The organism is Streptococcus hillyeri, from assembly GCF_041081565.1.
GTDB classification, from domain to species: Bacteria; Bacillota; Bacilli; order Lactobacillales; family Streptococcaceae; genus Streptococcus; species Streptococcus hillyeri.
Map to the genome: position 1 here is coordinate 1,704,184 of NZ_CP163513.1, position 26,070 is coordinate 1,730,253.

Genomic DNA, 26,070 nt, shown 5'->3' on the forward strand with positions numbered 1-26,070 from the left:
AACAATCATTTTAAGTTTTTTTGACTATTTTATTGTATAATATACTCCATGAAAGAACTCTTACAAAACAAACTTAACAGTCAGTCTCCTTATACCGATCACGAAATCTCTTGGTGCCTTGATAACATTGGGCATCCTGACCCAGCCATACGTGACGAAGTGATTTACAACAGTTTTTGCCACGGCTTTGAACACCACTTAATCAGTCCTGAACAATTTATCTGGCTTGCTAACAACATTCACGAACGTGAACTTCTAACACATACCGATACACTAACACGATCTTTTAGCGCCTTGCTGACGAGCCTACTCATTTCTTGTGACAATTGGCAGGGAAGTCCTTACTTTTCTCTTTTAGAAAATAGCAGAGCACCACTATTTGAGTTATCACTAAATTTTCTAACACGAGAAAAAGATACTCGTGGCTACGATAACGATTTGGGATGGATACACGCTATCGCTCACGGTGCCGAACTCCTATTAGCTACTAGTCTTCACGATAATTTTCCTAAAGAACGCTTAAAAGACGTTTGGCAAGCTATCACCACACTCCTCTATCTGCAAATCTCTGTCTTTTCAGCTGGTGAAGCCGATCGATTAGCCATGGTTATTAGCCAACTCCTTCTCTCTGAAAAATTAACTCAAACCATATTAGCGCAATGGATTTCCGACCTCAACTATTCCGAACAAGAGCCAGAAGACTATTTCTGTTCACTCAATATCAAATCATTTCTAGCCACAATCTATTTAACCTGTGAAAAAGAAGGCATCTTAACAGCCGAGTTAAAACAAGCGATTTTCAAACACTATTAATACTCAACCAAAATCAAAATTAGCATATTGAGCAAACTCAAGGACCAATAAAGGTATCAATTTCCCAGCGCTTCTTTCGCTGTGGTGGCATTCTTATTAGTGAAACTGTCCAGTGGACAGTTTTAGCCCAAGCTCAGAAATAAAAGAGCGAGGGGAAGTGGCTTGATAAGAACGGATTTTTGGGAGAACTACAGAAATTGAGAATCAATTTCATAGTAGTTCCCCCGCAAGGATGATTAGGTTGGACGCTGTCGAGTCGTCGACAAGTACAGCCAATCATCTACTGCGATAGAGATAAGCTCAAATCTAGCAATGAAACTCCAAAGGAGGTTGTGATACTGACTTCGTCAGCTTCATTTCCCACCTCCAAAGGTCTGGGAGACCTTTGGAGCGTCCGCACTTTTAAGAAAGAAGCAAAAAAGTAATTTTTGATTTTGGTTAAGTATAAAAATCTATTGACAACATAAAAGACCAAATCCTCTCGTGAAGTGACTTGGTCTTTTTATCTTCTAGATTAACTTAGATAAGCTCTGTGCCAAATTGATCTTGCTTGATTTTCTTAGCTTTCATCAATCCACCTAAAGCTTTTTTAAATTGTCCTTTTGAAATGCCAAAGGTCGCTTTGATATCGTCTGGTGAGGATTTGTCATTCAAGGTCATAAAACCACCATTGCTTTCCAGATAAGTTAAAATCATCTGAGCATCATTTTCCAACATTTCAAATGATCTAGGCTTAACAGAAAGATTCAAAGTTCTATCAACCACTCGATAGCCAATAACACGGGCCTCAAGCACCTCTCCTAGGCGTGGTTCTACAAAACGTTCACTTGGGTGAATAAAACCGAGCATGTTATTATCTGGTAAGTACACAAAGGTTCCAGATAATTTCAAACGGTAAACAATAGCTTTCAAGGTTTGATTTTGCATATTATCATAGGCAGGACCAGCTATTTTTTGGAAAATTTCAGGCTGCGCAGGAATTGCCCAAATACGGTCTTTGGCATCTACATCAAGCGTTACGTAAAGTTGATCGCCTTTTTTAGGCCACAACTCCTTAATCTCTGGAAGAATATCAAGAGAGACAACGACTTGCTTATCAGGTAAACCTGTATCCACAAAAACCCCTAGGTCTTTTCGGACATCCGTCACAGTTCCCCAACCATACGTTGTGCGAGTTGCTTTTATTTCATTGGTAGTCAAGCGTGGCTTTTGTTTACTGTCGCTATAGGCAAAACCTGTGACCATATCTCCAATAGCATGTGTTCCTTCATTTTTATCCAAGGCAAACGTCAAGCCGTCTTTTTGGACAAAATAAAAGTTTGTATTTTCATCCGTTACCAATCCAGTGATAACTGTTCCAAGTAATTTATTCATTTATTTTCCTTTACAAAATTGAGGAAGTGGAACCACCACCTCCTCATCTTTACTATTTTTGATTTTTAGACAGTCAAAAGTTCTTTTTCTTTTTCAGCAGTCATGCTATCAATTTTCTTAACAGCATCATCTGTTGCTTTTTGAATATCTTTTTCAAGAGATTTCAAGTCATCTTCTGTGATTTCTTTAGCTTTTTCTTGCTTTTTCGCTTCATCCATCGCGTCACGACGGATATTACGAATAGCAATCTTAGCATTTTCTCCAACTTTTTTCACTTCTTTAGCTAACTCTTTACGGGTTTCTTCAGTAAGCGCTGGAATCACCAAACGGATAACTGAACCGTCATTAGCTGGGTTAATTCCCAAATCTGACTCATTAATCGCACGTTCGATGTCTTTCAAAACTGACTTATCAAACGGTGTGATTAAAAGAACGCGAGCCTCTGGAACTGTAATTGATGCCAATTGGTTAAGAGGCGTTGGAGCCCCATAGTATTCCACCTGAATACGGTCTAAAAGACTTGCGTTTGCACGACCTGCACGGATTGATGCAAATTCACGAGCTAGTGATTCATGTGACTGTTTAAAGCGTTCTTGTGCTTTTGCAATAATTGCGTTTGCCATAATTTTTATCAAATATCTCCTCTAACTCAATTTCAGAAACCTTTGCAGTTTCATCATGACCTATTAGAGGCAATCCCTTTCTTTTCCTTTATTTTCTTTTGTTTAATAGCAGAGCTACTTAATGAGAGGTTTTATTTGAAACGGTTGTTCCGATGTTTTCACCGAAAATAACACGTTTAATATTGCCAACTTCATTCATATTGAAGACAACAAGGTCAATATCATTGTCCATTGAAAGTGTAGAAGCTGTCGCATCCATAATTTTAAGACCGCGTTTGATCACTTCAACGTGTGTCAATTCATCAAACTTAACTGCGTCAGCATTTTTACGTGGATCATCGTTATAGACTCCATCAACGCCATTTTTAGCCATGAGAATAGCATCTGCTTCAATCTCTGCTGCACGGAGCGCAGCCGTTGTATCTGTTGAGAAATAAGGAGAACCGATACCAGCACCAAAAATGACGATACGCCCTTTTTCAAGATGACGTAGGGCACGTCCACGAATATAAGGTTCAGCGACATTCTGCATAGCAATAGCAGTTTGTACGCGGGTATCCACGCCGTACTGTTGAAGACTGTCAGCCATCACCAAAGCGTTCATGACTGTTCCAAGCATCCCAGTATAGTCTGCTTGAACACGGTCCATCCCTGCCTCCGCAGCAGGCTCACCACGCCAAAGATTACCACCACCAATAACAAGAGCAATCTGCACACCTGATTCATGTACTTCAGAAATTTCTTTAGCCATTTTCTGAACAGTTGGTAAGTCAATACCGACCCCTTTATCTCCTGCTAAAGCTTCACCTGATAACTTAATCAAGACACGTTTGAATTTGGGTTCCACGATTTGATACTCCTTCTTTTCAAGATACTTCATCCTTATTATTTTACCACAGTTAGTCTATTTTACCTAGTGAAATATCACTATATTTTTATCAAAAAAATCCGCTTCATCAGAAACGGATTTCGTTATTATTACAATGAGTTTGGATCAACCTTGATACCAACACCTTGTGTTGTTGTGATTGATACTGAAGTCATGTAAGTACCTTTAGCAGTAGCTGGTTTAGCTTTAGCCATTACATCGTGGAAAGCTTTGAAGTTTTCAACGAGTTTGTCTGCGTCAAATGATACTTTACCGATAAGAGCTTGAACGATACCTGCTTTATCAGCACGGTAAGTGATTTTACCACCTTTAGACTCTTCAACTGCTTTAGCAACATCCATAGTTACTGTACCAGTTTTAGGGTTTGGCATCAAGTTACGTGGACCAAGGACACGACCAAGACGTCCAACAACAGCCATCATATCTGGAGTTGCGATAACAACGTCAAAGTCTAACCAACCACCGTTGATTTTTGCAACAAGGTCATCTTCACCAACAAAGTCTGCACCAGCAGCTTTTGCTTCTTCTGCTTTAGCACCACGTGCGAAAACAAGAACGCGTGAAGTTTTACCAGTTCCGTTTGGCAATACCATCGCACCACGGATTTGTTGATCAGCTTTACGAACGTCGATGTTCAAGTTGTAAGCAACTTCAACTGATGCATCAAATTTAGCGAAGTTAGTTTCTTTTGCAAGAGCAACAGCTTCTTCTACGCTGTAAAGTTTTGTGCTGTCGATTTTCTCAAGAGCAGCACGCAAGTTTTTGCTTTTTTTAGCCATGTTATATGTCTCCTTGTAATCAGATAATCTTGGGTGCTACTTAGTCAGTAACAGTGAATCCCATAGAACGAGCAGTACCTTCGATCATACGCATTGCAGCTTCAACAAATGCAGCGTTCAAGTCAGGCATTTTAGTTTCAGCAATTTCTTGTACTTGTGCACGAGTAACTGTTGCAACTTTAGTTTTGTTTGGTGTACCTGAACCTTTTTCAACACCTGCAGCTTTTTTCAAAAGAACAGCAGCTGGTGGTGTTTTAGTGATGAAATCGAAAGATTTATCTTCATACACTGAGATAACGACTGGGATGATCATTCCAGCTTGGTCAGCTGTACGAGAGTTAAACTCTTTAGTGAATCCCATGATGTTGATACCTGCTTGACCAAGAGCTGGTCCGACCGGTGGAGCTGGAGTAGCTTTACCTGCAGGAATTTGAAGTTTTACGAGTTTTTCGACTTTTTTAGCCATGATATAAAATCCTCCTATTGTGGTTTTGGCGGTAATTACAGATTTTTACCTCCCACAAGTATGCCAATAGCATACTCTAACTATTATACAGACTTTCCAGTAAAATGCAAGAAATTTGATGACAATTTCAATAGATTTTTTCAATTTTTTAGCGACGCCAAATTTCAAGTTCAAGTTAGGCAGTCTGTAAAAACTCTATAGGAGATTTATAATTGAATAGTTTCTTTGGATAGTTGTTAATCCAGTTTTCAATAAATGCGACTTGTTGTTGAGTCGCATTTTTGCTTCCCTTAGGCAACCAACGCCGGATGAGTCTATTATGATTCTCATTAGTACCACGCTCCCAAGAAGAATACGGGTGGGCATAGTAGAGATGATCAGGGTCAAAAACTTCTGCTAAACGACTGAACTCAGCCCCGTTATCAGCTGTGATAGAGTTCATTTGATAATCCTTGAGGATTGCTTTCAGAGCTTGATTGACTGAAGACGCGGACTTATCGGGAATGAGTCGAATGATTTGATAACGACTCTTTCTATCGGTTAGTGTCAACAGACACTCGTTTTTTGCCCGTGTTTGAATAACCGTATCAATTTCAAAATCACCGATATTCTCACGCTTATTAATGCTTTCTGGTCGTTCCTCAATAGACTTTCCAGCTGGCTTAAAATTGGGACTAGCATGCTTTTTCTTAGCTTTCTCTTGTCGAGGATAAAGCATATCAGCCTTGGTCAATCCTAAGTGTCCATGATGAATCCAGTAGTAAATGGTGGAGATGGGAACAGGTATTTCTTTTGACTTTACCATCATCTCGGGAGAGTATTTCTGTTGGATGTAGTGAGTTATCTTTTCTTTGAGTCCCTTGGTTAGGGAGAGCTGTTTAACAGAACGTTTACGATTGTTTTGATAGGCTTTTTGAGCGAAATCAGCTGAGTAGATCACTTCAAATTTTCCTTTACGCACTTGTTGTCTAACCTGACCACGTTTGACTTCGTTGTGAATGGTTTGAGGAGCTTTAGCTAATCTCCTAGCGATTTCACGATTTGAGAGCCCTTCTTGAAGCCAACGTTCAATCATTCTACGTTCAGTTAGTGTCAAATGTTTACTTTTTGGTGTATAATAGTTTTGCATCTCAGAATCTTTCTAATTGTTGTTGTGGTGATTACAATTATATCTCTCTGAGATGTTTTTTGATACCCTTAGGTGGCTAACTTCATTTTAGAACTTTCCAATTTTTTAGCGACTAATGTTATCCCATCAAGGAAAGGTCGTGCGACACATTATTCTTCAAATAGTCCATTGAGGCTTGCAAAAGGATTATTAGCTGCTGCTTTTTCTTCTTGTTGTGCTTGATATTGTTCTTCCGTCAAAACAGTCCAGGCATTTCCACTTGGCATTTGATCATCTTGTTCTTCTTCAGAAGTTAACACACGTAAGGGAATATTAAGTAAAATATTATCGACAACACTTTCTTCTAATGAAATGGTTTCTCCCTCAATGACAAGAACCAAATCTTCCTCAATAAGCTCTGCCTTTTCCTTAACGTCACCCTCTTCGATGAAAACCTCAGATACTGATAGCGTCTCAGCTAAAACAACTGGCTCCATTGAGCGGCTAGATGGTAAGGTAATGGTGTAATCCAGCTGGTAATTAAGCAGGTAAAGCCCTGCATCATAAGAAATATGACCACGCGCTGTGACATTAGCAATATCTAAAATACTGCTATCGCGTCCAAGCAAAACTTCCTTAATATCTAGCTGGCGATCAAAGGTCACCCCTTCAGTTTGTTTTTTTAGGTCTATAAGATTAAACATGACACTATAAAGAGAGGTCTATCACTTGATAACACAACGGTTTCAACTGCTATAAAATCACTCTCTGTCCTTTCTCTTTTCATTATCTTCATTATAACAGTTTAAGGTGAAAAAATCGCCCCTTGGGACGATTTTACATTTTCTTTAGTCGTTCAATGCGGTCTGAAATAGGTGGGTGGGTTTGAAACAAGGCACTAAAGTCTCGTTTTTTCTTGGGATCATTGATGTACAAAGCTGCGCTGGCACTGTCAACTTCGTGTGCCATCGGACGTGACCTATCCAATTTTTCAAGCGCCTTAATCATTCCCATCGGATTTCGCGTTAATTCTACCGAACTGGCATCTGCTAGGTATTCCCGTTGTCTTGAAATCGCCAGTTGGACAATAGTAGCTGCAAGAGGTGCTAAAACCATCGCCAAAATCGAAAATAACAAAATCAAGATACCTGCTCCGCCATTGTCATCAGAATCACGCCGTGAGCGACTACCGCCACCGAAATACATAAAGCGCCCACCAATTGAGGATAGCAAGGTCACAGCCGAAGCTAATGCTACAGCAATTGTTGAAATTCTGACATCATAATTTCTGATATGGCTAATTTCATGCCCGATGACACCTTCTAATTCTTCACGTGTCATAACTTGAAGGAGACCAGTTGTTGCTGCTACTGCCGCATTTTCTGGACTAGAACCTGTCGCAAATGCATTCAAGGAAGCGTCGTCAACAATGAAAACACGCGGCATTGGGATTTGAGCAACCATTGCCATATCTTCCACGATGTGAAAATAATCTGGCGCTTCTGCTTCAGTCACCTCACGGGCGCCATTCATTGACATGACAATGTTAGTGGACTGAAAAATCATACTAGCGGCATAAATCGCACCAATGATTACGGCTAAAAAAGCACCTAACTCTAGACTTCCTAAAATAAGATAACCAGCCGCTGCACCTATAGCTGTGAGCAGGATAAAAAAGGCGATAATCAACACGACCGTCCGCCTTTTATTTTGGGCAATTTGGTCATATAACATCAGCTTACCTCATTAGAAATCAAATTCAACTTTTGGAACTGATTTTTCTTCTTCAGGTACTGCTAAGAATTCACTTGCTTTAAAGCCAAATAATCCTGCAACAATATTAGTAGGGACCGTCTGTAATTTGGTATTGTAATTAGCTGTTGTGCTATTGTAAAGTTGGCGGGAATAAGAAATTTTATTCTCTGTATTTGTCAATTCATCCTGTAATTTGACAAAGCTAGCATTTGCTTTCAAATCAGGATAATTTTCAGCCACTGCAAACAAACCTGTCACTTGGCGGCCAAGAGCATCTGAGGCCTGCATAGCCTCTTGAGGCGTCTGAGCTTTGGCAACCTGTGCACGGAGCTCTGCTATTTTTTCCAAAGCACTTCCTTCGTACTTCGCATAACCTCTGACTGTTTCAATAAGGTTTGGAATCAAATCATTTCGACGTTTCAACTGAACATCAATCTGACTCCAAGCTTCCTGTGTCTGCATACGGCTTTTAATCAATCCATTATAAGAAGCAACGCCCCAAATCACAAGAACTGCCACAACGGCAAGAATAATCCATAACATAAGAAAGTCCTCCATCATCTTAATTTGCTCTATTATATCAAGTTTTTAATCTTTATGGTAAAATAAAGTCATGACTAAAGAAGAATTTTATCAAATGCTCGCTGATCAAGGTTTTGAGCTCAGCGATTTACAAAAGCAACAATTTAAACGCTATTTTGAACTGCTGGTCGAATGGAATGAAAAAATCAATCTGACAGCTATTACCGAGGAGCAAGAAGTCTACTTAAAACACTTCTATGATTCCATTGCACCTGTCTTGCATCATAAAATTACTAATGATAGCATTCGTCTGCTAGATATTGGGGCAGGAGCTGGTTTTCCTAGCCTTCCGATGAAAATTCTTTTCCCTAACATTGAAGTGACAATTATTGATTCTCTTAATAAGCGTATCAATTTTTTGACCCTTTTATCAGAAGAATTAGGTCTAACTGGCGTTCATTTTTATCATGGCAGAGCTGAAGAATTTGGACAAGACAAGCAATTTCGTGCGCAATTTGACATCGTGACCGCTCGTGCCGTTGCACGTATGCAAGTATTGTCTGAATTAACTATTCCTTTTTTGAAAATCGGTGGTCAATTAATCGCCTTAAAAGCTGTTGCTGCTGAAGATGAATTGGCTGACGCTAAAAATGCACTCGCCCTGCTTTTTTCAAAAGTTGTCGAAACTTACAATTATGACCTTCCAAATGGTGACAGCCGTAACATCACTATCGTTGAAAAGAAAAAAGAGACCCCAAACAAATACCCTAGACGGGCCGGTCTCCCAAATAAAAAACCATTATAAAACTGCCTTTTGTACTATATTTTACTCCTCATGCTTTACATTAGACTTGAACACCTTTATTGTATCGCGTTTGGAGTTTTTTGGTATAACCAACGACGCGTACCCGCATAGCGGGTGGTTTATTTGTTTCGCTCCGTAGGTGAGAAACGGACTAAAAGTCATATAACTGAAAAAAACTGCACACGCAGTTTTTTAATACCCAAAAATCATGAAACGAATTCCCCACAGCACTAAAAGATGTAAGGGATAAAAGGCATAAAAACCCCATTTTACCCATATTGGTGAGTAGCCACGTTGCCCATTATAAGACCACAATAGAGGAATAACCGCTAAAATTCCTACATTGGCAAGAATCATCGCCCATAGCAATGGCCCCAAATTAGGATTAGTTAGGTAACCACCATAGGCATTCCAATTAATCCAAATCATAATCAGAGAGATAATAGGAATAATCCCAAACTTTTGTTGGCTGTTTCTGAAACGATAAAAGGCGTAAATAATCGGTATCCCAAAAACTTGCCAGTCTGACCAAAACGTTAATAGCATAAAAATAATCACTACAGGAATTTCTAACCATTTAGTAGGTGCTTTTTCTAACACCATCATCATGACAACTCCCATTGCAAGGGTAAACATGATATTATTCCCCACCCAAAGTGGGAAAGGTGGCAAGAAAACGTAGTGAAATGGCAAGAAGGACAATAGGCTAAACAGAGCTAGTCTTCCAACATATTTCCAACGATTTCTCGTGTAATAAAAGCCGTCCACTATCAAATACGCCATGATTGGAAACGTTAGTAAACCTACTGATAAATAGATAAAGGCCCAAATAGGTGGATTCCAAATTCCTTCAAAGGTATGACCAATATGATTGATCAGCATAGCCGATATGGCAAGCAGTTTAAGGTAAAAGGCATCAATTTTCTTCATATTTATTCTCTTTCTTTGCCTTAGTTTATCTTCTTTCCAGTCAAAAATCAAGAATAAGCTATGTTCCTAGTTGCCTTTCTCCTAATTTTTGTTATGATATTCTTAATCTTCATACTTAGAAAGAAAACCGCTCGTGAGATCATTTTTTAATCATTTAACAGCAGCCCAAAAGCTCTGTCTCAGTTTCATCATTGTTATTATACTGGGAAGCAGCCTACTGTCCCTTCCTATTTTTCATTTGCCTTCGGCACCTCAGACAAGCTATCTAGATCACCTCTTCACCGTCATCTCCATGGTCTGTGTAACAGGACTTTCTGTTTTTCCCATCTCAGAAGTCTATAACCACGCAGGTTTGACACTCTCAATGCTTCTTATTCAAATTGGCGGTCTTGGACTCGTGACCTTAATCGCCTTCAGCTACTACACTCTACGGCGCAAACTTTCGCTAAGTGATTTAGGGGTTTTGCAAAATTCCCTCAGCCGAGAGTCCAGTAGGCACCTAAATAGGTTTCTCTTTTCCGTTTATAAATTTACCTTTTTTGTGGAAATAGCTTGCGCTTGCCTGCTGATGATTGATTTTATTCCACGATTCGGTCTAGCTTCTGGAATCTTTAATTCACTATTTCTCGCTGTCTCAGCCTTTTGTAACGCTGGATTTGACAATCTAGGAAGTTCTAGTCTTATCTCTTTCCAAACCAATCCTATTGTCAATCTGACCATTGCCTTTCTCATTATTGCTGGTGGGCTCGGCTTTGCTAATTGGATTGACATTGTTCATCGCTTGAAAGATTATGTCAAAAATAAACCTAAAAACCTTTCACTCGTTTTGAGAAAATTAAAAATTCAGACACGTTTAGTCCTTCTGGCAACAGCTATTCTCTTAACAGGAGGGACCATTATCACCTGGTTAATTGAAAGACATAATCCAAATACCATCGGCAATCTTCACCTCTTTCAACAAGGGTTGGTCTCTTTCTTTCAAACAGTGACAATGAGAACCGCTGGTTTTGCCACTATTGACTACAGTCAGGCACATTCCGCAACAAACTTCATCTTCATTATTCAAATGATTATTGGAGGCGCCCCTGGGGGTACTGCTGGGGGAATTAAACTCGCCTGCGCCGCCTTGATTGTCCTTCTCTTTCGTTCAGAGTTTCGTGGCGACAAGCAGGTCACCTTCGCTAACCGAAGCATTCCAAAAAGCATTATCCGACAAATGCTTACCATTTTAGTTTTCTTCTTTACTGTCTTTATTATGGGGTACTTCTTCTTGTTACTGGCTGAACCTGAACTCTCTCCCTTTGCACTATTATTTGAAACAGCTAGTGCTCTAGCAACTGTCGGCGTTTCCATGAATATCACACCTCAACTCAGCTTCTTCGGACGCGTGATTATCATGTTGCTGATGTTTATCGGTCGCGTAGGACCTTTAACGGTCTTGCTCAGCCTTTCTCAAAAACAAAAAACACCTATCACCTATCCAAAAGCTGACATCACGCTTGGATAAGTTTACATTAGAAAGAAATCATTATGACACATAAAATTATCGGCGTTCTAGGACTTGGACGTTTTGGATTCGCTATCGCCCATGAACTCAGTCTTTTTGGTCAGGAAGTTATCGCCATTGACAATAATCCCGAACTGGTAGAAGATGTTTCTGAATTTGTTACCAAAGCGCTTATCGGAGATATGACCGACCTTGACTTCCTCAAGGCTATCGGTATTGACCAATGTGATGTGGTCATCCTTGCGACAGGAAGTAATCTTGAAAGTTCTGTGCTCGCTCTGATGCATTGTAAAAAGCTGGGTGTTAAACAAATTATTGCCAAAGCAAGCAATGACATTTACGAAGAAGTCCTCTATCAGATTGGAGCTGATCGTGTCATCACACCTGAACGTGAAAGCGGTCGAAATCTCGCTTCTTCTTTAATGCGTCACAAAATCACAGAACTCTACCATTTAGAAGACGATATTGCTGTCATGGAATTTCTTATCCCACAAGATTGGGTGGGGAAATCCATCATAGAACTCGATATCCGTAAAAAATTCGACCTCAACCTTATCGGAATGCGTTCAGAAAAAGGCCAATCCCTCTCTACTGATTTAGCTATTGATCAACCACTAAAAGAAGGAACCATCATGGTTGCTGTTGCTAACAATCGTACCTTTGAAAAATACGATTATCTAGGGTATTTGTCTTAATTTAAATAAAAAAATCGGAAACTACTTCCGATTTTTTTATTTTTGAAAACTGAGTTTTCTTATGCATTCCAATGAAAATCTTATTCAAATTTTTCTTGGTAGAATTCGATTTTATCACCGTCGTTAAGGGTGATTTGTTCTGCACCTTTTGGTGCCATGTCGTCATTGACTTTAAACATCCAGTAGATGCCTTTTGTTTCATCTTGAGCAATACCGTCAATAGCTGTAATCATGCCATTGTCTTCTTCGACTTCATAATTGTCCTCTAAAACGTCCATAACCGTGTCGCCTTTTTCAAAAGTGACTTGTTCGTCCATTTTATTGGTATCTAAGTTGACAATGAGTTGTACCTTACCAGCTACTTGATCGTCTTTGTCTGCTCCGCCATTACCACAAGCCACTAAAAAGAGAGAAAGTAGCAAAACAAGGCTAGATAATAGTTTCTTCATGGGAAAATCTCCTAAAAAATGTTCTTATCAGTGGGTAAAAAATTAGGGTCGATAGGGCATGTGCCAAGTTAAAGAAGAACCCTGCCGCCACATAAGACCACCAAGGCATTCCAAACATCGCTGCTGAGAGGCTATCAATCACAATCCCATAGCCAATCCCTACCATGCCAGCTCCAATTGTCTCCACAAACAGTCTTATTATATCAGATTTAACCCACCTTGTCATCAAAGCCAACTGGCACTGCCACAGTAGCATCACAGCAGCAAATGATACGATTTGCAAAAAGACCCAGTGCCCAAAGCCAAGCAAGAATGAAGACACTAGCATGCTCACTGCCATGACTAAAATCGCATCGAAAATCCCCCAAACAGGCACCAATAGTAAAAAAATAGCTGTTATCGGTTGGACATTTGGTAGGCTAGAAAAAGCCTGACGTAACACCACACAAAGAGCCGCCATCATGGCAATCCTTGCCAAACGCTTTACAGTAAAAGTTTTCATAGAGACATTATAAAAAACTAGGCTACAAAATGCAACCTAGTTTCTAAACTCAGATAAGATTATCCCCAAACTTCGTCAATGATTTCTTTAACCAAGGCTAGTTTCTTCCACTGATCTTCGTCTGTCAAAATATTTCCTTCTTCCGTTGAAGCAAAACCACATTGTGTCGAAATCCAAAGTTGGTCCAACGGAATATACTGACTAGCTTCTTTCAATCGAGCAATAATAGCTTCTTTGTCTTCCAATTCAGGGAATTTTGAAGTGATTAAACCAAGAACAGCCACCTTGTCCTCATCTTTAAATTCTGCCAATGGCTCAAAACCACCTGAACGTTCATTGTCAAATTCAAGGAAGTAGGTTTTCGCAGCTTCCTCACCAAATAATTCTTTTGCGATAGGATTGTAGCCACCTGATGATGCCCAAGTTGAGTGGTAATTTCCACGGCAAACATGTGTATTGACCAAAAGACCTCCTGGGACATTTTCATAAACATCGTTGTTCAAAGTAAGGAAAAGTTCAGCTAATTCATCACGAACCTCTTCTTTTGATTTTCCTTGTAAAGCTCCCCAACCTGTTAAGAAGTTGTCATCCACCAAGACACCCCAAGTACAGTCATCAACTTGCAAGGTTTTCAAACCAGCAGCAACCAAGTCATCAACGACCTTAAGGTAAGCTGCCTTAATATCTGCACGAAGCTCTTCAAAGTCCGGATAGACTTCATTTAATTTTGCAACATGCTCTGCATCACGAATCAATTCAAAGTAGAATTGAGATGGCGCTGGAATAGTTGTTTTAGCTTCTGCGCTAGCTCCTTTTTCATCTACATAAGCTTTGAGGAACTTGTACGCCTCCACAAAAGGATGATTCTCACCAGTGATTTTCCCAGAAACAATAGCCGAGTCAGCCTTAGTCTCCTCATCATGGAATTGATAACCTTGTGCAGCTTGAATGTGGTCAATCCCATTGAACCCCCAGAAGAAATCAAGGTGCCAGTAAGCACGACGGAACTCGCCATCCGTTACTTTTTCAAGGCCAGCCTCAATTTGCTTATCCACCAGTGCTTTAATCGCCTTATCTTCTACCGCTGACAATTCTTCAGCTGAAAGGTTACCTGCTGCAAAAGCTTCACGCGCTGCCACTAATTCTTCCGGGCGTAAAAATGATCCCACATGTTCAAAATATTTCTTTGTCATAATCTCTCTCCTAAATCAATTCAAGGTTATCCCCAAACCTCGTCAATCACTTCTTTGACCAATTTTAACTTATTCCACTGGTCTTCATCTGTGATCAAGTTACCTTCCGCCGTTGAAGCAAACCCACACTGAGTTGCTAACCACAACTGCTCCAATGGGAGGTACTTGCTAGCTTCCTTGATACGAGCAATCACCTGCTCCTTATCTTCCAGTTCACCTGTCTTAGTCGTAATCAAGCCAAGAACAGCCACTTTATCAGGATTTTTAAATTCTGCTAGTGGCTCAAAACCACCTGCACGCTCATTGTCATACTCCAAGAAGTAGGACGTCGCATTTTCCTTACCAAAAAGCGTCTCCGCAACTTTAGTGTAAGGACCTTCTGTCAAATGCGTTGATTGGTAGTTCCCACGACAAACATGCGTGTTAATTGTCAAATCTTCCGGAAGATTTTCAATCGCCTTATTATTGATATGCAGGAAGTTATCACGAATCACCTCTTGAGGCACAGTCCCCTTGGTCATCTTCTGATGGAAATCATCGTCCATGACAATTCCCCAACTACAGTCATCCAACTGGATTGTACGGGCACCTTCTTCATAAAGGGCAAGAATAGCAGAGCGATAAGCAACGGCTAAATCTTCTACTAACTCTGCTTGGTTTGGATAGACTTCAAGAGCCTTCTGCAAGTTGCTGCCGCGTTGCAATTCAATCAAGCACTGCGATGGCGATGGGATGGTAATCTTAGCTTCCACACCACGCTCATCTGCTAATGCCTTCACAAATTGGAAGTGCTTGATAAAGGGATGATTTTCTTTAGTGAATCCGATCTTTCCTGTTACAAGAGCAGAATCATCATTTGTCTCAACCCCAACGAAATGCAAGCCCTCACCATAGTTTAGCTTCTCAATGCCATCAAAGCCCCAGAAGAAATCCACATGCCAGTTGGCACGACGGAACTCACCGTCTGTTACTTTTTCAAGTCCAACAGCAACCTGTTTATCAACCAATTCTGTAATAAGACGGTCTTCAACAGCCGTCAATTCCTCAGCAGTGATTTTTCCAGCCTCAAAATCTTCGCGTGCCTGAACCAATTCAGCTGGTCGTAAAAACGATCCCACATGTTCAAAATATTTCTTTGTCATCATAAATCTCCATTTGTTTTAGTAAGTCTAGTTTATCAGAGTCTTATATAGCTGTAAAATATATATTTATTATCATTTGTTATAACTTTTAGCTATACATAATTTCTGCTCTGCCATGTTATAATGAAAGAAAAACAGAGAACCGTTAGAAGAACAAGAAACTTTTGTCGGTAAAGGATTATTGTGATGAAAAAACTCAGAATTCTCGTATCTGGTCGTGTCCAAGGAGTTGGCTTTCGTTATTCAACCTATGCCCTCGCTTTAGAAATTGGTGATATCTATGGTCGCGTATGGAATAATGATGACGGAACGGTTGAAATTTTAGCACAATCAGACGATTCCGCTAAAATGGCTAAATTTATCCAAGAAATCCGAAAAGGTCCTTCACGTTTTGCCAAGGTAACCTATGTGGATGTCACCATGACCCGCTTTGACGACTTCACTGATTTTAGGATGGCTAATTAAAAAACACCCAAAATTAAAAATACAACCTTAGAATGATTGAGAATTATTCTAAAAAAAGGTAAAATAGTAATGTTATGTCTGAAATATACGATTAGACACCACTATAACATAAAGGAATTACATTCAGTGAAAAAACTTCAAAAACGACTAGCCTTATCAGGCTTATCTCTATCAATGCTTCTGCTTTTAACAGGCTGTGTTGGCCGTGACAAAGCAGGGAATCCAGCTGGTCTTATCTGGGATGTCTTCGGTAAACCAATGGCAAGCCTCATCAGCTTCTTTGCTGATAATATGGGACTTGGTTTTGGACTTGGAATCATTCTAGTGACTATTATTGTCCGCTTTATTATCCTACCTCTAGGTCTTTACCAAAGCCGTAAAGCAGCTTATCAATCTGAAAAAATGGCCTATCTCAAGCCAATTTTAGAACCGCTTCAAAAGCGTATGCAAGACCCAAATCTTTCTCAAGAAGAAAAAATGGCTGCTCAAGCAGAATACTTTGCGGCACAAAAAGCAAATGGAGTGAGCATGTTTGGTGGCATCGGATGTCTTCCTCTCCTCATTCAAATGCCATTCTTCTCAGCGATGTTCTTTGCGGCGCAACACACACCAGGCATTGCCGAGAGCAAATTCTTATGGATGAATCTCGGAAAACCTGACTTTATCTTAATTGCTATCATCGTTGCCCTGTACTTCGTCCAATCTTGGTTATCAGTACAAGCCGTACCTGAAGAACAACGCCAACAAATGAAAGCTACCATGTACTCAATGCCTCTGATGATGGCATTCTTCACCTTTAGCCTTCCTGCTAGTGTGGGACTCTACTGGTTTGTCGGTGGTATCTTCTCCATCTTCCAACAATTGATTACAACTTACATCATCAAACCAAGTTTACGAAAAAAAGTTGCTGAAGAATTTGAACTCAATCCACCAAAAAAATTCAACACTTCAAACACACGTCGTGATGTGACACCACAAGCCTCTCAAGCAATTATGACAAAATCAAATCGCAATGCAGGTAAACAACGTAACCGTAAATAATTAACAAAACCGCACTCTTGCGGTTTTTTCTTATGCTCTTATAGTATTTTGAATCAGGAATAGGACAACTGAAAATGAGATGAATAATAGAATTATCTCTCATAACCCTAATTAAATAACGTCCTGTTCCTAATTCAAATAACTATAAGGTACTATCTCACTTTTGACAATGCAAAAAAGCCCCAGTAAAACTAGGGCTTTTACAATTAAAAGTTGTCTGACTTAATAATTGTTATTCTGGGAACTTAAGATATCTTAAGCTTCGATTTCTGAAACGATACCTGAACCAACAGTACGTCCACCCTCACGGATAGAGAATGTAGTACCTTGTTCTACGGCGATTGGGTGGATCAACTCAACGTCGATAGTCACGTTATCACCTGGCATTACCATTTCTGTACCTGCTGGAAGTTCGATTGAACCTGTAACGTCAGTTGTACGGAAGTAGAATTGTGGACGGTAGTTGTTAAAGAATGGAGTGTGACGTCCACCTTCTTCTTTAGAAAGGATGTAGACTTCACCTTTAAATTTAGTGTGTGGGTTGATTGAACCTGGTTTAGCGATAACTTGACCACGTTCGATTTCGTCACGTTGAACACCACGAAGAAGGATACCTACGTTGTCTCCTGCAAGACCTTCGTCAAGTTGTTTACGGAACATTTCAACACCAGTAACAACTGCTTTTTTAGTTTCTTCTTTGATACCAACGATTTCGATTTCGTCGTTGACTTTAACAGTACCACGGTCGATACGTCCTGAAGCAACTGTACCACGTCCAGTGATTGAGAATACGTCCTCGACTGGAAGAAGAAGTGGTTTGTCAGTGTCACGAACTGGTTCTGGAATGTACTCATCAACAGTGTTCATCAATTCCATAACGATGTCTTCGTATTTAGAGTCACCTTCAAGAGCTTTAAGAGCTGAACCTTGGATAACTGGAAGATCATCACCTGGGAAATCGTATTCTGAAAGAAGGTCACGGATTTCCATTTCAACGAGTTCAAGAAGCTCTTCATCGTCAACAAGGTCGATTTTGTTCATGAACACGATAAGGTGTTTAACACCTACTTGGCGTGAAAGAAGGATGTGCTCACGAGTTTGTGGCATTGGTCCATCTGTAGAAGCTACTACAAGGATAGCTCCGTCCATTTGAGCGGCACCAGTGATCATGTTTTTAACGTAGTCCGCGTGTCCTGGAGCGTCGATGTGAGCGTAGTGACGTTTTTCAGTTTCGTACTCAACGTGTGCAGTGTTGATTGTGATACCGCGTTCGCGCTCTTCTGGAGCAGCATCGATAGACGCATAGTCTTTTGGTTGGTTTACTGCTGATGGCAAGCGACGTGCCAAAACAGTAGTGATAGCTGCAGTAAGAGTAGTTTTACCGTGGTCAACGTGTCCAATTGTACCGACGTTAACGTGTGGTTTGCTACGATCGTATTTTTCTTTTGCCATTGTGGAAAAAGCCTCCAATAAAATATATTTTATAGATAGACAGTAGGCAATACGGTCTAACTTTACCTTACCATTCTATCAAATTACCAAATAATTGCAAGCTTTTTGTGCGTTTTCACCAAATCTTACTTTTTTCGGTAATTTCCCAAAGTAATTTCCACTTTAGCTTTCGAAGTGGAAATTAGTCTAAAACGGATTTTTATGGTGGAATTAAGTCTGAGACGTTTGTGTTAGAAATGAGTCCTTACTATGACAAAATATAAACACCTTACCCTCTCAGACCGCAATGACATCCAACTTGGCTTAGAACGTGGAGAAACCTTCAAAGCCATTGGACAAACTATCCTAAAAGATCCTACTACCGTTTCCAAAGAGGTCAAACGTAACAGACAGGTCAGAACCTCTACCAGTGATGGGCTTCCTTGCCCTCTCATTGATAAATCCCCATTTGTCTGTAACGGATGTCCTAAGAGAAGACAAAATTGTGGCTACAAGAAAATCTTCTACCTCGCTAAACAGGCTCAAAAACAATACGAACAAACCCTCGTTGAGGCTCGAGAAGGAACACCTCTCAACTCTCAAACGTTCTGGGATATGGATAAAGTCATTTCTGATGGTGTGAAAAAGGGACAACACATCTATCACATCCTTAAAACGCATAACCTTGATGTCAGTTCCTCAACCGTCTATCGACACATCCGTAAAGGATACCTTTCTATCGCTCCTATTGATCTGGCTAGAGCTGTAAAATTCAAAGAAAGGCGCAAATCTATCCTGCCTTCTATCCCTAAAGAAGCTAAAAAAGGGCGTTCTTATGAGGACTTCCAAAACTACCTGACACATAGACAACTGACCTCTTGGCTTGAAATGGACACCGTTATTGGACGGGTTGGCGGAAAAGTATTACTCACCTTCAATTTGTCTTTCTGTAACTTTATCTTCGCTAGACTTCTGGACAATAAAACCGCTCTTGAGGTCGCTAAACACTTCTATGTCATCAAGAACACACTTTATGAGGCTGATAGAAATTTCTTCGATGTTTTCCCTATCATTCTTACAGATAATGGCGGAGAATTTGCCAGAGTTGATGACATCGAGATGGATATCAGAGGTGAGATTAAACTATTCTTTTGTGACCCTAATCGCTCTGACCAGAAAGGAAAAATTGAGAAAAATCACTCCCTTATTCGCGATATTCTACCAAAGGGAACTTCTTTTGATAACTTAACTCAGGACGATATCAACCTAGTCTGTTCTCATGTCAATAGCGTGAAACGCGCTGCTTTGAATGGGAAATCAGCTTATGAGCTCTTTACCTTTACCTATGACGAAGAACTGGCTAAACTTCTTGGCATTTCCTTAATTCCCGCAGAAGACGTCTGTCAGTCCCCAAAATTACTCCAACATAAATTCTAAAAACTAATCTAAATATAAGCCACTCAAACGTCTCACACTAACTTCCACCATAACGGAACTTAATCTGAAACGCTTTCAGATGAGGGGATTTTGTGTACCCTTTTTTCACCTAAATTCGCCTAAAAATGCAATAAAATCAACCATTATAAAAACCAGTGGAACTTACCCTGACACGGATTTCCACTGGTTGTTAGAGGTTTTATCAGATTAACTTCCACTTTAACAGACGGTGGAAGTTAGTTTGGGAATTTAGCTCTTACTTTTTTCTTACTTTTCTAAGTGGTGATATGGCTGAATTTCGACGCTTTGACCAATATTGGAAGCGTAAATCCAGCTAGCATTTTCCAACTGTTTGAAGTTTTCAGCACGACCTGTCAAAATAACACCAGCAAATTTGGCAGTTTTTGGATCAGAGTTGTTTTTCAAATAGGCCTTAATATCTTTCTTCGTATCTAATTCACTTCCGTCTGCACCACCGTATGTGCTACCTAAGTAATCTTTTTCCAATGCTTCCTTAGCATATCCTTGGAAAATCGTATAGCTGTTTTGTAAACCAGTCAAGGCATCAACAGAATCTGGTGCGCCTATATCAATTTTGGATAAGTCAGGGTTTTTATCTTTTTTCGTTGCTTCTCTTGCTGCTTTTTCCCACTCTTTAGCTTGTTGATAAGTCATGGTCGCTTCTTCATTATGGGTCATGCCAAATGTATCACTTAATTGTATTGTACTAGTATCATACTTACTTGTCGTACCAATCCAGTACCAGTTTATCTTTAGATTATCTGGAATCATTTCCATGATTTCTTCCAGTGTATAACCTTTATCAAAAGTAATCGCCATCTCTACTGCTTGACCAGACATTTCTGAAGTGAGTGCAATATCCTGTGTCACTTTTACATAACTGTCTTTACTATTATAATCATAGTTTACATTGTAGAAAATAGGTACCTTGTAGCTACTTCCTCGTGTATATTTTGAGTGATTATCATCACCTAACATCGTTCCTGCACTACTGTTACCACCACCTAATAGGCGAAGGGAGTAACTGACTTCAAAAGGTTCAAATGGAACAATAATCCCATCAATATCTTTGAAGCGGTCAGAGTAAAAATTTCCTGTAAATTGAGAGGTTGCGTTATAGCCCCATGTGCTGTAAGAAATATTAGGATAGGCAATTTCACTTTCCAATACATAGCTATCACGAATGTTTTCTCCATTACGACTGGTCAGATAATTTAACCCCATATAAGTCGCAAACAGAATTCCCAATACCAGAATAGTACTTAGTAAAATGTTACGAAGAGTATTCTTACGTTTATTTTTCTTTGCAATTTTTTCAAAGTTAGATAAAGTCTTCATAGGTATATCCTTCTTTCTCTAATTTTTGTCGGAGGGCTTTTCGTCCTCTCATAAGATTGATTTTGACTTTACTGACACTATAGTGAAGTAGCTCTGCTATTTCCCTAACCGTCAGGTCTTGAAAATAGAAAAGGTCAAGTGGTAGGCGATACTTTTGGTCCAAGCTGAGCAGGCATTGAGAGAGAGGTTCATAGGTTTTATCATCGAACTTTATCCAAGTCTCTTCTGTAAAAAAAGCCTTTTGCAAAATCTCATGATAGCGTTTATCACGCCGATACTTGTCAATATAGGTTCGAATGGCTGTACGATAAAGCCAGGCTCGCATTTTATCAGCAGGTAGTACGATGTCACTTGCAAGTATTTTAACTAGAATATCCTGTGCTATATCCTTTGCATCTTCTGCTTTTGCTCCTGATTTTATCAAATAAAAACAAATTTCCTCTGCAACATCAACTAAATAGGCCTCATAACCCGAAAGTTTCATCAATTCACCTCCTAACTTTTCTCTTTTCATTAGTATAACGAATAATGAGTAAATTGGTTACAAACTTTAAAAAAATATTTTTATCAAACTCTCAATAGTTCAGAATAGACGGTCTATAACTGTAAGATAAGCGCCCTTACTTGATCCACCTATCGCTTATCAGCAATGCTAAACCTTTCCGATTCACCAATTGTGATTACTCTGATAAATTCTCTATGTATAAAATTCTTGTTTTTATGACATTACAGTGATATACTTAAATGGTTAATCTTTAACTAGTTAAGTATTTTATTTTAGAAAGGATTTTATTATGAAAGCAAAAAAACAAATACTTACAATTATCGGATTGGCATTAACCTGTCATATTACTTTAACCGCCTGCCAAGCACCTGCTAAAAACAGCCATGAACATGGTTCAAAAAAACATCAAGAATCTAAAAAAAGTCAGAAATCTAAATCAGATAAAACAACTAAAGCAACTCAATCTAAGGATTCTTCCAAAAAGAAAGTTGTTCCTGGTATCGATAAACCTACAGATGATGGCTTTTTATTAACCGATGAGTCTCAGATCGAAAATAAAACCTCAACTGGAATTATTGTTAAACACGATGGGCACAGTCACTTTATTTTCTATGATGACTTAAAGGGAAGTAAGTGGGAATACCTCATCCCTAATGATTCTCATAAAATAGCCTCTACCCCTTCTCGCCAGAACAAATCACAGTCAATCGTTAATAGTAAATCCACCAATTCTACTGATGACGGTTATGTTTTCAATCCAAATGATATCGTTGCTGAAGATGAGAATGGTTATACGGTTCGGCACGGTGACCACTATCACTATATTCCCAAATCACAACTAACACCAGGAAAACCACTACATTTTTCTGAACCTAAGCATTCTGTCACACCTTTAGAAGAGCGTCATGGTAAAGCAAACAGTGATATTGTTTATAGCTTGCAAGAAATCAACTACGCTAAAGCTAATGGAAAATATACAACCTCTGACGGATACATTTTTAAAGCTGAGGATATTATTAGCCGTCATGGTAATGGTTATTTAGCTCGTCATAGAGGGCATCAACACTGGATTCCTAAGGAACAACTTTCAGATGAAGAGAAAAAAGCAGCAGAAGATTTTCTTGCCCAAAAAGAACAGTTAAACAACCCAACACAGCCGAATCTTTCTCTTCCGAAAGTAAATCCGCAGGAACAATCTGATTTTGAAGCTAAATTGGAAAAAAAGTTAGCTCGTATCATGAAACAATATGGGCTCAAACGTGAACAAATTACAGTTGATCGTGAAAAAAATGCTATCATCTATCCTCATGGAGACCACCATCATGCTGAGCCTATTGATGAGAAAAAACCATATGGAGGTGGACATTCTCATAATAATTATGAGATTTTCGATCCTGAAGCTGGAGTTGATCAGAAATCTACCGATAAAGTTTACCAAGGCGAGGAATTACAGAAAGCCATTCAACTTTTACGCTCTGGGACATTTAATAACCAGGCTTTCACATTGGATCACGGTCAGAAACGTGTCTCATTTATTTTCTCTCCAACTCTCAAAAAAGATTTGGGAACTAACATTCGTGTAACCTTGCTGACACCTGATGGAAAGACCTTAGAAAAGCTCTCTGGTTTTGTCTTTGGTTCTGGAGTAGGGAATATCGCTAATTTTGAATTAGACAAATCCTACTTACCAGGGGATGTTTTTAATTACACTATTAGCTCTAAAGATTATCCCGAAGTCACTTACAGCGGACATTTTAAAGTTAACGGTTCATTAGCCTATGAAATGGCACGACATGCTATATTTGAACCTTTTTATGCCGGTGATACAACTCTCCGAGTAACGACTAAATTTCCACTAACAACTGGCACTAAAGCACTTGTCAGAGTATTCGATGATTTCCATGGAACTCCTTATTTGGAAAACAATTATACCGTTGGTACGATTACCCTACCTATCCCTAAAAACAATCAAGGAACAACAGCTACAGCCGGTAATGTCATCCCAGTGACCTTTATGGTTAATCCATATGAGGAAAATGAAAGCTACTACCTCGTTGAAATCCCTGTATTAGATTCGACAACTAAACCAGACAGATCGACTGAGGCCCCTGAAATCACACCAGTTCCTCAACCTATGCAACCAACTCCTACACCTGAGAAGCCTAATCCTCAGGAACTGCAAGACAAGTTAATCGCTTTTGCTCAAAAATATGGAGTTGGACTTGACAGTATTATCTTTTCGCCTGACGGCAGCATGGAACTCATATTACCTGATGGTAAATCTATTCCTATTGATCCTAAAGATTTAGAATCACTTGCACCTCAACCAGAAACTCAAAAGGACCCTGAGGTTACACCAGTTCCTCAACCTATGCAACCAACTCCTACACCTGAGAAGCCTAATCCTCAGGAACTTCAAGATAAGTTAGTTGCTTTTGCTCAAAAATATGGAGTGGGCCTTGACAGTATCATCTTCTCTCCTGACGGCAGCATGGAACTCATATTACCTGATGGTAAATCTATTCCTATTGATCCTAAAGATTTAGAATCACTTGCACTTCAACCAGAAACTCAAAAGGACCCTGAGGTTACACCAGTTCCTCAACCTATGCAACCAACTCCTACACCTGAGAAGCCTAATCCTCAGGAACTTCAAGATAAGTTAGTTGCTTTTGCTCAAAAATATGGAGTGGGCCTTGACAGTATTATCTTCTCTCCTGACGGCAGCATGGAACTCATATTACCTGATGGTAAATCTATTCCTATCGTTTTAGAGGAATTATAAATCACTAGTTAAGCTATAAGCTGCATAGCCACACTCACTCCGCATTCCCCACTTAAACAAAAGAGCTAGAACCGCGTTCATGTTGAACGCAGTCCTAGCTCTTTTTATAATTATGATAAAGTATCTTCTAGTTCACGATAAATAGCCTCGCGTTTTTCACTAGCATCAATGTTTAAGACAAAGGCTATGGCCACTGATAGGACCAAGAGACTGTTCCCCCCTAAGGATAGAAATGGGAAAGTAACCCCTGTCGATGGAATCAAGCCTGATATCCCACCAATGTTAACAAAGACTTGGACAAGCATCATACCACCAATTCCTAGCGCCATCATGCTGTTAAAAGGATCTTTGGCCTTAATCCCAACTAATAAAATCCGTAAAATAAGGAAAAAGACTAAGGCTAGAATGAGCGCCCCACCGATGTAACCTAATTCTTCGATGATAATTGAAAACACAAAGTCAGTCTGAGACTCTGGCAAGTATCCCCGCTTTTCAATGGAATTTCCAAGACCTCTACCAAACCAGCCACCATTACTCATGGCATAGTATGAATTGGCCAATTGGTGTCCTGCACCTTGAACATCTTCAAAAGGATTAAAGAAAGCCGAGAAGCGCTTTGCCACATAGCCAAACACAGGGATTTTAGCAAATACATCAACACCAACTATAGAAATTGTCCCAAGAAATGCAGCTGAGCCTGCCACAATCACTGCTAGGAGACCCGAAAACCACCTGAATCCAATACCACTAACCGAAAACATGATAATCGCTGTTAGAATGATAATCGTTGCATTACCAAGGTCTGGCTGAAAAGCAACCAGAAAAACCATCAAGGCTGAATAAAAGCGCCAGTCTTGAAATTTTCGAGGAAAAAGAGTTCCCCTAGTCAAGGCTTGATAATCATAGATTTCCACCTCTTCCTGCCGTCTTGAAAAAATCAATGCCAAATACCAAATAATCAAAATTTTTAAATATTCGGCTGGCTGGAAGGTGAATAGGCTGCGCCCAGCAACTGTAATAGCAATCCAACCGTGCGCTCCATTGACCGTTTCTGTGAAAAAACGTGAATAGAGCAACATCCCAATCTCAACCCAGATAGCTATTGAAACAATACTTGTATTTTTCAAAAAACCAAGTTTCAAACGGTAGATGAAAGCAATCGCTATTAAACTCAAAAACCAAAACACTGTCTGGTTCAAGACAGAGCTAAAAGGATTAGCACCTTTCTGTACTAAACTAGCACTGGTTGTTGAATAAATGACAATTAGCCCTAAAATCGACAGGGCTAAATAAGGCAAAAATATTGAATAGTTCAATAAATGCCGCTTGTTTATTTTCATAAAAACACCTCAAATCGTCAAAAATAAAAGATTTCAGTATAGATTAAAAGACGACCTTTCAATCTTATACTCCATAAAAATCAAAAGCTAACTAGGCAACGAAAGTGCAGATAGAACTAAATAAAGTTCATCAAGTTAAGATAATGACGCTAGAT

At 39.5% G+C, this 26,070-nt stretch carries 26 protein-coding genes; 8 read left to right on the forward strand and 18 right to left on the reverse strand.

Annotation, left to right across the window (positions count from 1 at the left end; all coding sequences use genetic code 11):
- The first annotated feature begins 48 nt into the window (after window positions 1-48).
- Complete coding sequence (locus tag AB6M99_RS08190) at window positions 49-813, forward strand: DUF2785 domain-containing protein (RefSeq protein ID WP_121836397.1); 765 nt, start codon at window positions 49-51, stop codon at window positions 811-813.
- A 519-nt stretch (window positions 814-1,332) separates the two neighbouring features.
- Here the strand turns inward: AB6M99_RS08190 and AB6M99_RS08195 are convergent.
- The 9 genes from AB6M99_RS08195 to AB6M99_RS08235 form a co-directional block, all read right to left on the reverse strand.
- On the reverse strand, window positions 1,333-2,187 hold the full coding sequence (locus AB6M99_RS08195; protein ID WP_121836396.1) for a S1 RNA-binding domain-containing protein: 855 nt from the start codon (window positions 2,185-2,187) through the stop codon (window positions 1,333-1,335).
- Between the two features lie 65 nt (window positions 2,188-2,252).
- The gene (gene frr / locus AB6M99_RS08200; protein WP_121836395.1) at window positions 2,253-2,810 is read right to left on the reverse strand and encodes a ribosome recycling factor; all 558 of its coding nucleotides are present in this window, start codon (window positions 2,808-2,810) and stop codon (window positions 2,253-2,255) included.
- Window positions 2,811-2,928: 118 nt separating this feature from the next.
- A complete protein-coding gene (gene pyrH / locus AB6M99_RS08205) occupies window positions 2,929-3,660 on the reverse strand; it encodes a UMP kinase (RefSeq protein ID WP_369351209.1) in 732 nt (243 codons plus the stop codon).
- Window positions 3,661-3,788: 128 nt separating this feature from the next.
- Complete coding sequence (gene rplA / locus AB6M99_RS08210; RefSeq protein ID WP_004194879.1) at window positions 3,789-4,478, reverse strand: 50S ribosomal protein L1; 690 nt, start codon at window positions 4,476-4,478, stop codon at window positions 3,789-3,791.
- Window positions 4,479-4,518: 40 nt separating this feature from the next.
- Window positions 4,519-4,944 carry a 50S ribosomal protein L11 gene (rplK, locus tag AB6M99_RS08215; RefSeq protein WP_369351228.1) on the reverse strand — a complete coding sequence of 142 codons (426 nt, stop codon included), beginning with the start codon at window positions 4,942-4,944 and terminating at the stop codon, window positions 4,519-4,521.
- A 175-nt stretch (window positions 4,945-5,119) separates the two neighbouring features.
- A complete protein-coding gene (locus AB6M99_RS08220; RefSeq protein ID WP_369350523.1) occupies window positions 5,120-6,073 on the reverse strand; it encodes an IS30 family transposase in 954 nt (317 codons plus the stop codon).
- A gap of 149 nt (window positions 6,074-6,222) precedes the next feature.
- Window positions 6,223-6,756 (reverse strand): DUF177 domain-containing protein, encoded by a 534-nt coding sequence (locus AB6M99_RS08225; protein WP_121836372.1) that lies wholly within the window; start codon window positions 6,754-6,756, stop codon window positions 6,223-6,225.
- A gap of 133 nt (window positions 6,757-6,889) precedes the next feature.
- Complete coding sequence (htpX, locus tag AB6M99_RS08230) at window positions 6,890-7,786, reverse strand: zinc metalloprotease HtpX (RefSeq protein WP_121836371.1); 897 nt, start codon at window positions 7,784-7,786, stop codon at window positions 6,890-6,892.
- A 12-nt stretch (window positions 7,787-7,798) separates the two neighbouring features.
- The gene (locus AB6M99_RS08235; RefSeq protein ID WP_121836370.1) at window positions 7,799-8,350 is read right to left on the reverse strand and encodes a LemA family protein; all 552 of its coding nucleotides are present in this window, start codon (window positions 8,348-8,350) and stop codon (window positions 7,799-7,801) included.
- Window positions 8,351-8,420: 70 nt separating this feature from the next.
- Here AB6M99_RS08235 and rsmG point away from each other — a divergent pair, with 70 nt between their 5' ends.
- Window positions 8,421-9,134, forward strand: coding sequence for a 16S rRNA (guanine(527)-N(7))-methyltransferase RsmG (gene rsmG / locus AB6M99_RS08240; protein ID WP_121836369.1), 714 nt, complete (start codon window positions 8,421-8,423; stop codon window positions 9,132-9,134).
- Between the two features lie 192 nt (window positions 9,135-9,326).
- On the opposite strand, the gene AB6M99_RS08245 is transcribed toward rsmG, so the two are convergent.
- The gene (locus AB6M99_RS08245) at window positions 9,327-10,064 is read right to left on the reverse strand and encodes a TraX family protein (protein WP_121836368.1); all 738 of its coding nucleotides are present in this window, start codon (window positions 10,062-10,064) and stop codon (window positions 9,327-9,329) included.
- A gap of 133 nt (window positions 10,065-10,197) precedes the next feature.
- Between AB6M99_RS08245 and AB6M99_RS08250 the strand changes: the two genes are divergently transcribed.
- Complete coding sequence (locus AB6M99_RS08250) at window positions 10,198-11,571, forward strand: TrkH family potassium uptake protein (protein ID WP_121836367.1); 1,374 nt, start codon at window positions 10,198-10,200, stop codon at window positions 11,569-11,571.
- Window positions 11,572-11,594: 23 nt separating this feature from the next.
- Window positions 11,595-12,266: a TrkA family potassium uptake protein gene (locus AB6M99_RS08255; RefSeq protein ID WP_121836366.1), complete on the forward strand. Its 672-nt coding sequence runs from the start codon at window positions 11,595-11,597 to the stop codon at window positions 12,264-12,266.
- 80 nt (window positions 12,267-12,346) lie between these two features.
- Here AB6M99_RS08255 and AB6M99_RS08260 read toward each other — a convergent pair whose 3' ends face one another.
- From AB6M99_RS08260 to AB6M99_RS08275, 4 genes are read right to left on the reverse strand one after another with little or no spacing between them, the layout of a single operon-like run.
- Window positions 12,347-12,715 (reverse strand): DUF4430 domain-containing protein, encoded by a 369-nt coding sequence (locus tag AB6M99_RS08260; protein ID WP_121836365.1) that lies wholly within the window; start codon window positions 12,713-12,715, stop codon window positions 12,347-12,349.
- A complete protein-coding gene (locus tag AB6M99_RS08265; protein ID WP_121836364.1) occupies window positions 12,696-13,217 on the reverse strand; it encodes an ECF transporter S component in 522 nt (173 codons plus the stop codon). The genes AB6M99_RS08260 and AB6M99_RS08265 overlap by 20 nt, the downstream gene beginning before the upstream one ends.
- Before the next feature lie 59 nt (window positions 13,218-13,276).
- Window positions 13,277-14,410 carry a 5-methyltetrahydropteroyltriglutamate--homocysteine S-methyltransferase gene (locus AB6M99_RS08270; protein ID WP_121836363.1) on the reverse strand — a complete coding sequence of 378 codons (1,134 nt, stop codon included), beginning with the start codon at window positions 14,408-14,410 and terminating at the stop codon, window positions 13,277-13,279.
- Between the two features lie 26 nt (window positions 14,411-14,436).
- Window positions 14,437-15,552, reverse strand: coding sequence for a 5-methyltetrahydropteroyltriglutamate--homocysteine S-methyltransferase (locus AB6M99_RS08275; protein ID WP_369351210.1), 1,116 nt, complete (start codon window positions 15,550-15,552; stop codon window positions 14,437-14,439).
- A 186-nt stretch (window positions 15,553-15,738) separates the two neighbouring features.
- Here AB6M99_RS08275 and AB6M99_RS08280 point away from each other — a divergent pair, with 186 nt between their 5' ends.
- Window positions 15,739-16,017, forward strand: a complete 279-nt coding sequence (locus tag AB6M99_RS08280; protein WP_121836361.1) for an acylphosphatase — start codon at window positions 15,739-15,741, stop codon at window positions 16,015-16,017.
- A gap of 126 nt (window positions 16,018-16,143) precedes the next feature.
- A complete protein-coding gene (yidC, locus tag AB6M99_RS08285) occupies window positions 16,144-17,058 on the forward strand; it encodes a membrane protein insertase YidC (protein ID WP_121836360.1) in 915 nt (304 codons plus the stop codon).
- 255 nt (window positions 17,059-17,313) lie between these two features.
- On the opposite strand, the gene tuf is transcribed toward yidC, so the two are convergent.
- On the reverse strand, window positions 17,314-18,510 hold the full coding sequence (gene tuf, locus AB6M99_RS08290; RefSeq protein ID WP_121836359.1) for an elongation factor Tu: 1,197 nt from the start codon (window positions 18,508-18,510) through the stop codon (window positions 17,314-17,316).
- A 249-nt stretch (window positions 18,511-18,759) separates the two neighbouring features.
- Here tuf and AB6M99_RS08295 point away from each other — a divergent pair, with 249 nt between their 5' ends.
- Window positions 18,760-19,926, forward strand: coding sequence for an IS30 family transposase (locus AB6M99_RS08295; RefSeq protein WP_369350352.1), 1,167 nt, complete (start codon window positions 18,760-18,762; stop codon window positions 19,924-19,926).
- 267 nt (window positions 19,927-20,193) lie between these two features.
- Here AB6M99_RS08295 and AB6M99_RS08300 read toward each other — a convergent pair whose 3' ends face one another.
- On the reverse strand, window positions 20,194-21,285 hold the full coding sequence (locus AB6M99_RS08300) for an anti sigma factor C-terminal domain-containing protein (protein WP_121836358.1): 1,092 nt from the start codon (window positions 21,283-21,285) through the stop codon (window positions 20,194-20,196).
- Entirely contained in the window at window positions 21,269-21,769 is a 501-nt protein-coding gene (locus tag AB6M99_RS08305) for an RNA polymerase sigma factor (RefSeq protein ID WP_245962725.1), read from the reverse strand. Before AB6M99_RS08305 ends, AB6M99_RS08300 begins: the two co-directional genes overlap by 17 nt.
- A gap of 310 nt (window positions 21,770-22,079) precedes the next feature.
- Between AB6M99_RS08305 and AB6M99_RS08310 the strand changes: the two genes are divergently transcribed.
- A complete protein-coding gene (locus tag AB6M99_RS08310; RefSeq protein WP_121836356.1) occupies window positions 22,080-24,575 on the forward strand; it encodes a pneumococcal-type histidine triad protein in 2,496 nt (831 codons plus the stop codon).
- A 110-nt stretch (window positions 24,576-24,685) separates the two neighbouring features.
- Here the strand turns inward: AB6M99_RS08310 and AB6M99_RS08315 are convergent, their stop codons facing one another.
- A complete protein-coding gene (locus AB6M99_RS08315; RefSeq protein WP_121836355.1) occupies window positions 24,686-25,915 on the reverse strand; it encodes a cell division peptidoglycan polymerase FtsW in 1,230 nt (409 codons plus the stop codon).
- Between the last annotated feature and the right edge of the window lie 155 nt (window positions 25,916-26,070).

Coding starts and splice junctions, on each gene's coding strand:
- AB6M99_RS08270 (WP_121836363.1), bottom strand. CDS start 14,410: ATGACAAAGAAATATTTTGAACATGTGGGATCATTTTTACGCCCGGAA.
- AB6M99_RS08310 (WP_121836356.1), top strand. CDS start 22,080: ATGAAAGCAAAAAAACAAATACTTACAATTATCGGATTGGCATTAACC.
- rsmG (WP_121836369.1), top strand. CDS start 8,421: ATGACTAAAGAAGAATTTTATCAAATGCTCGCTGATCAAGGTTTTGAG.
- AB6M99_RS08235 (WP_121836370.1), bottom strand. CDS start 8,350: ATGTTATGGATTATTCTTGCCGTTGTGGCAGTTCTTGTGATTTGGGGC.
- AB6M99_RS08275 (WP_369351210.1), bottom strand. CDS start 15,552: ATGACAAAGAAATATTTTGAACATGTGGGATCGTTTTTACGACCAGCT.
- AB6M99_RS08190 (WP_121836397.1), top strand. CDS start 49: ATGAAAGAACTCTTACAAAACAAACTTAACAGTCAGTCTCCTTATACC.
- AB6M99_RS08305 (WP_245962725.1), bottom strand. CDS start 21,769: ATGAAACTTTCGGGTTATGAGGCCTATTTAGTTGATGTTGCAGAGGAA.
- rplA (WP_004194879.1), bottom strand. CDS start 4,478: ATGGCTAAAAAAAGCAAAAACTTGCGTGCTGCTCTTGAGAAAATCGAC.
- AB6M99_RS08315 (WP_121836355.1), bottom strand. CDS start 25,915: ATGAAAATAAACAAGCGGCATTTATTGAACTATTCAATATTTTTGCCT.
- AB6M99_RS08280 (WP_121836361.1), top strand. CDS start 15,739: ATGAAAAAACTCAGAATTCTCGTATCTGGTCGTGTCCAAGGAGTTGGC.
- rplK (WP_369351228.1), bottom strand. CDS start 4,944: ATGGCTAAAAAAGTCGAAAAACTCGTAAAACTTCAAATTCCTGCAGGT.
- htpX (WP_121836371.1), bottom strand. CDS start 7,786: ATGTTATATGACCAAATTGCCCAAAATAAAAGGCGGACGGTCGTGTTG.
- AB6M99_RS08195 (WP_121836396.1), bottom strand. CDS start 2,187: ATGAATAAATTACTTGGAACAGTTATCACTGGATTGGTAACGGATGAA.
- AB6M99_RS08225 (WP_121836372.1), bottom strand. CDS start 6,756: ATGTTTAATCTTATAGACCTAAAAAAACAAACTGAAGGGGTGACCTTT.
- AB6M99_RS08260 (WP_121836365.1), bottom strand. CDS start 12,715: ATGAAGAAACTATTATCTAGCCTTGTTTTGCTACTTTCTCTCTTTTTA.
- AB6M99_RS08245 (WP_121836368.1), bottom strand. CDS start 10,064: ATGAAGAAAATTGATGCCTTTTACCTTAAACTGCTTGCCATATCGGCT.
- AB6M99_RS08255 (WP_121836366.1), top strand. CDS start 11,595: ATGACACATAAAATTATCGGCGTTCTAGGACTTGGACGTTTTGGATTC.
- tuf (WP_121836359.1), bottom strand. CDS start 18,510: ATGGCAAAAGAAAAATACGATCGTAGCAAACCACACGTTAACGTCGGT.
- AB6M99_RS08265 (WP_121836364.1), bottom strand. CDS start 13,217: ATGAAAACTTTTACTGTAAAGCGTTTGGCAAGGATTGCCATGATGGCG.
- AB6M99_RS08295 (WP_369350352.1), top strand. CDS start 18,760: ATGACAAAATATAAACACCTTACCCTCTCAGACCGCAATGACATCCAA.
- frr (WP_121836395.1), bottom strand. CDS start 2,810: ATGGCAAACGCAATTATTGCAAAAGCACAAGAACGCTTTAAACAGTCA.
- AB6M99_RS08300 (WP_121836358.1), bottom strand. CDS start 21,285: ATGAAGACTTTATCTAACTTTGAAAAAATTGCAAAGAAAAATAAACGT.
- AB6M99_RS08220 (WP_369350523.1), bottom strand. CDS start 6,073: ATGCAAAACTATTATACACCAAAAAGTAAACATTTGACACTAACTGAA.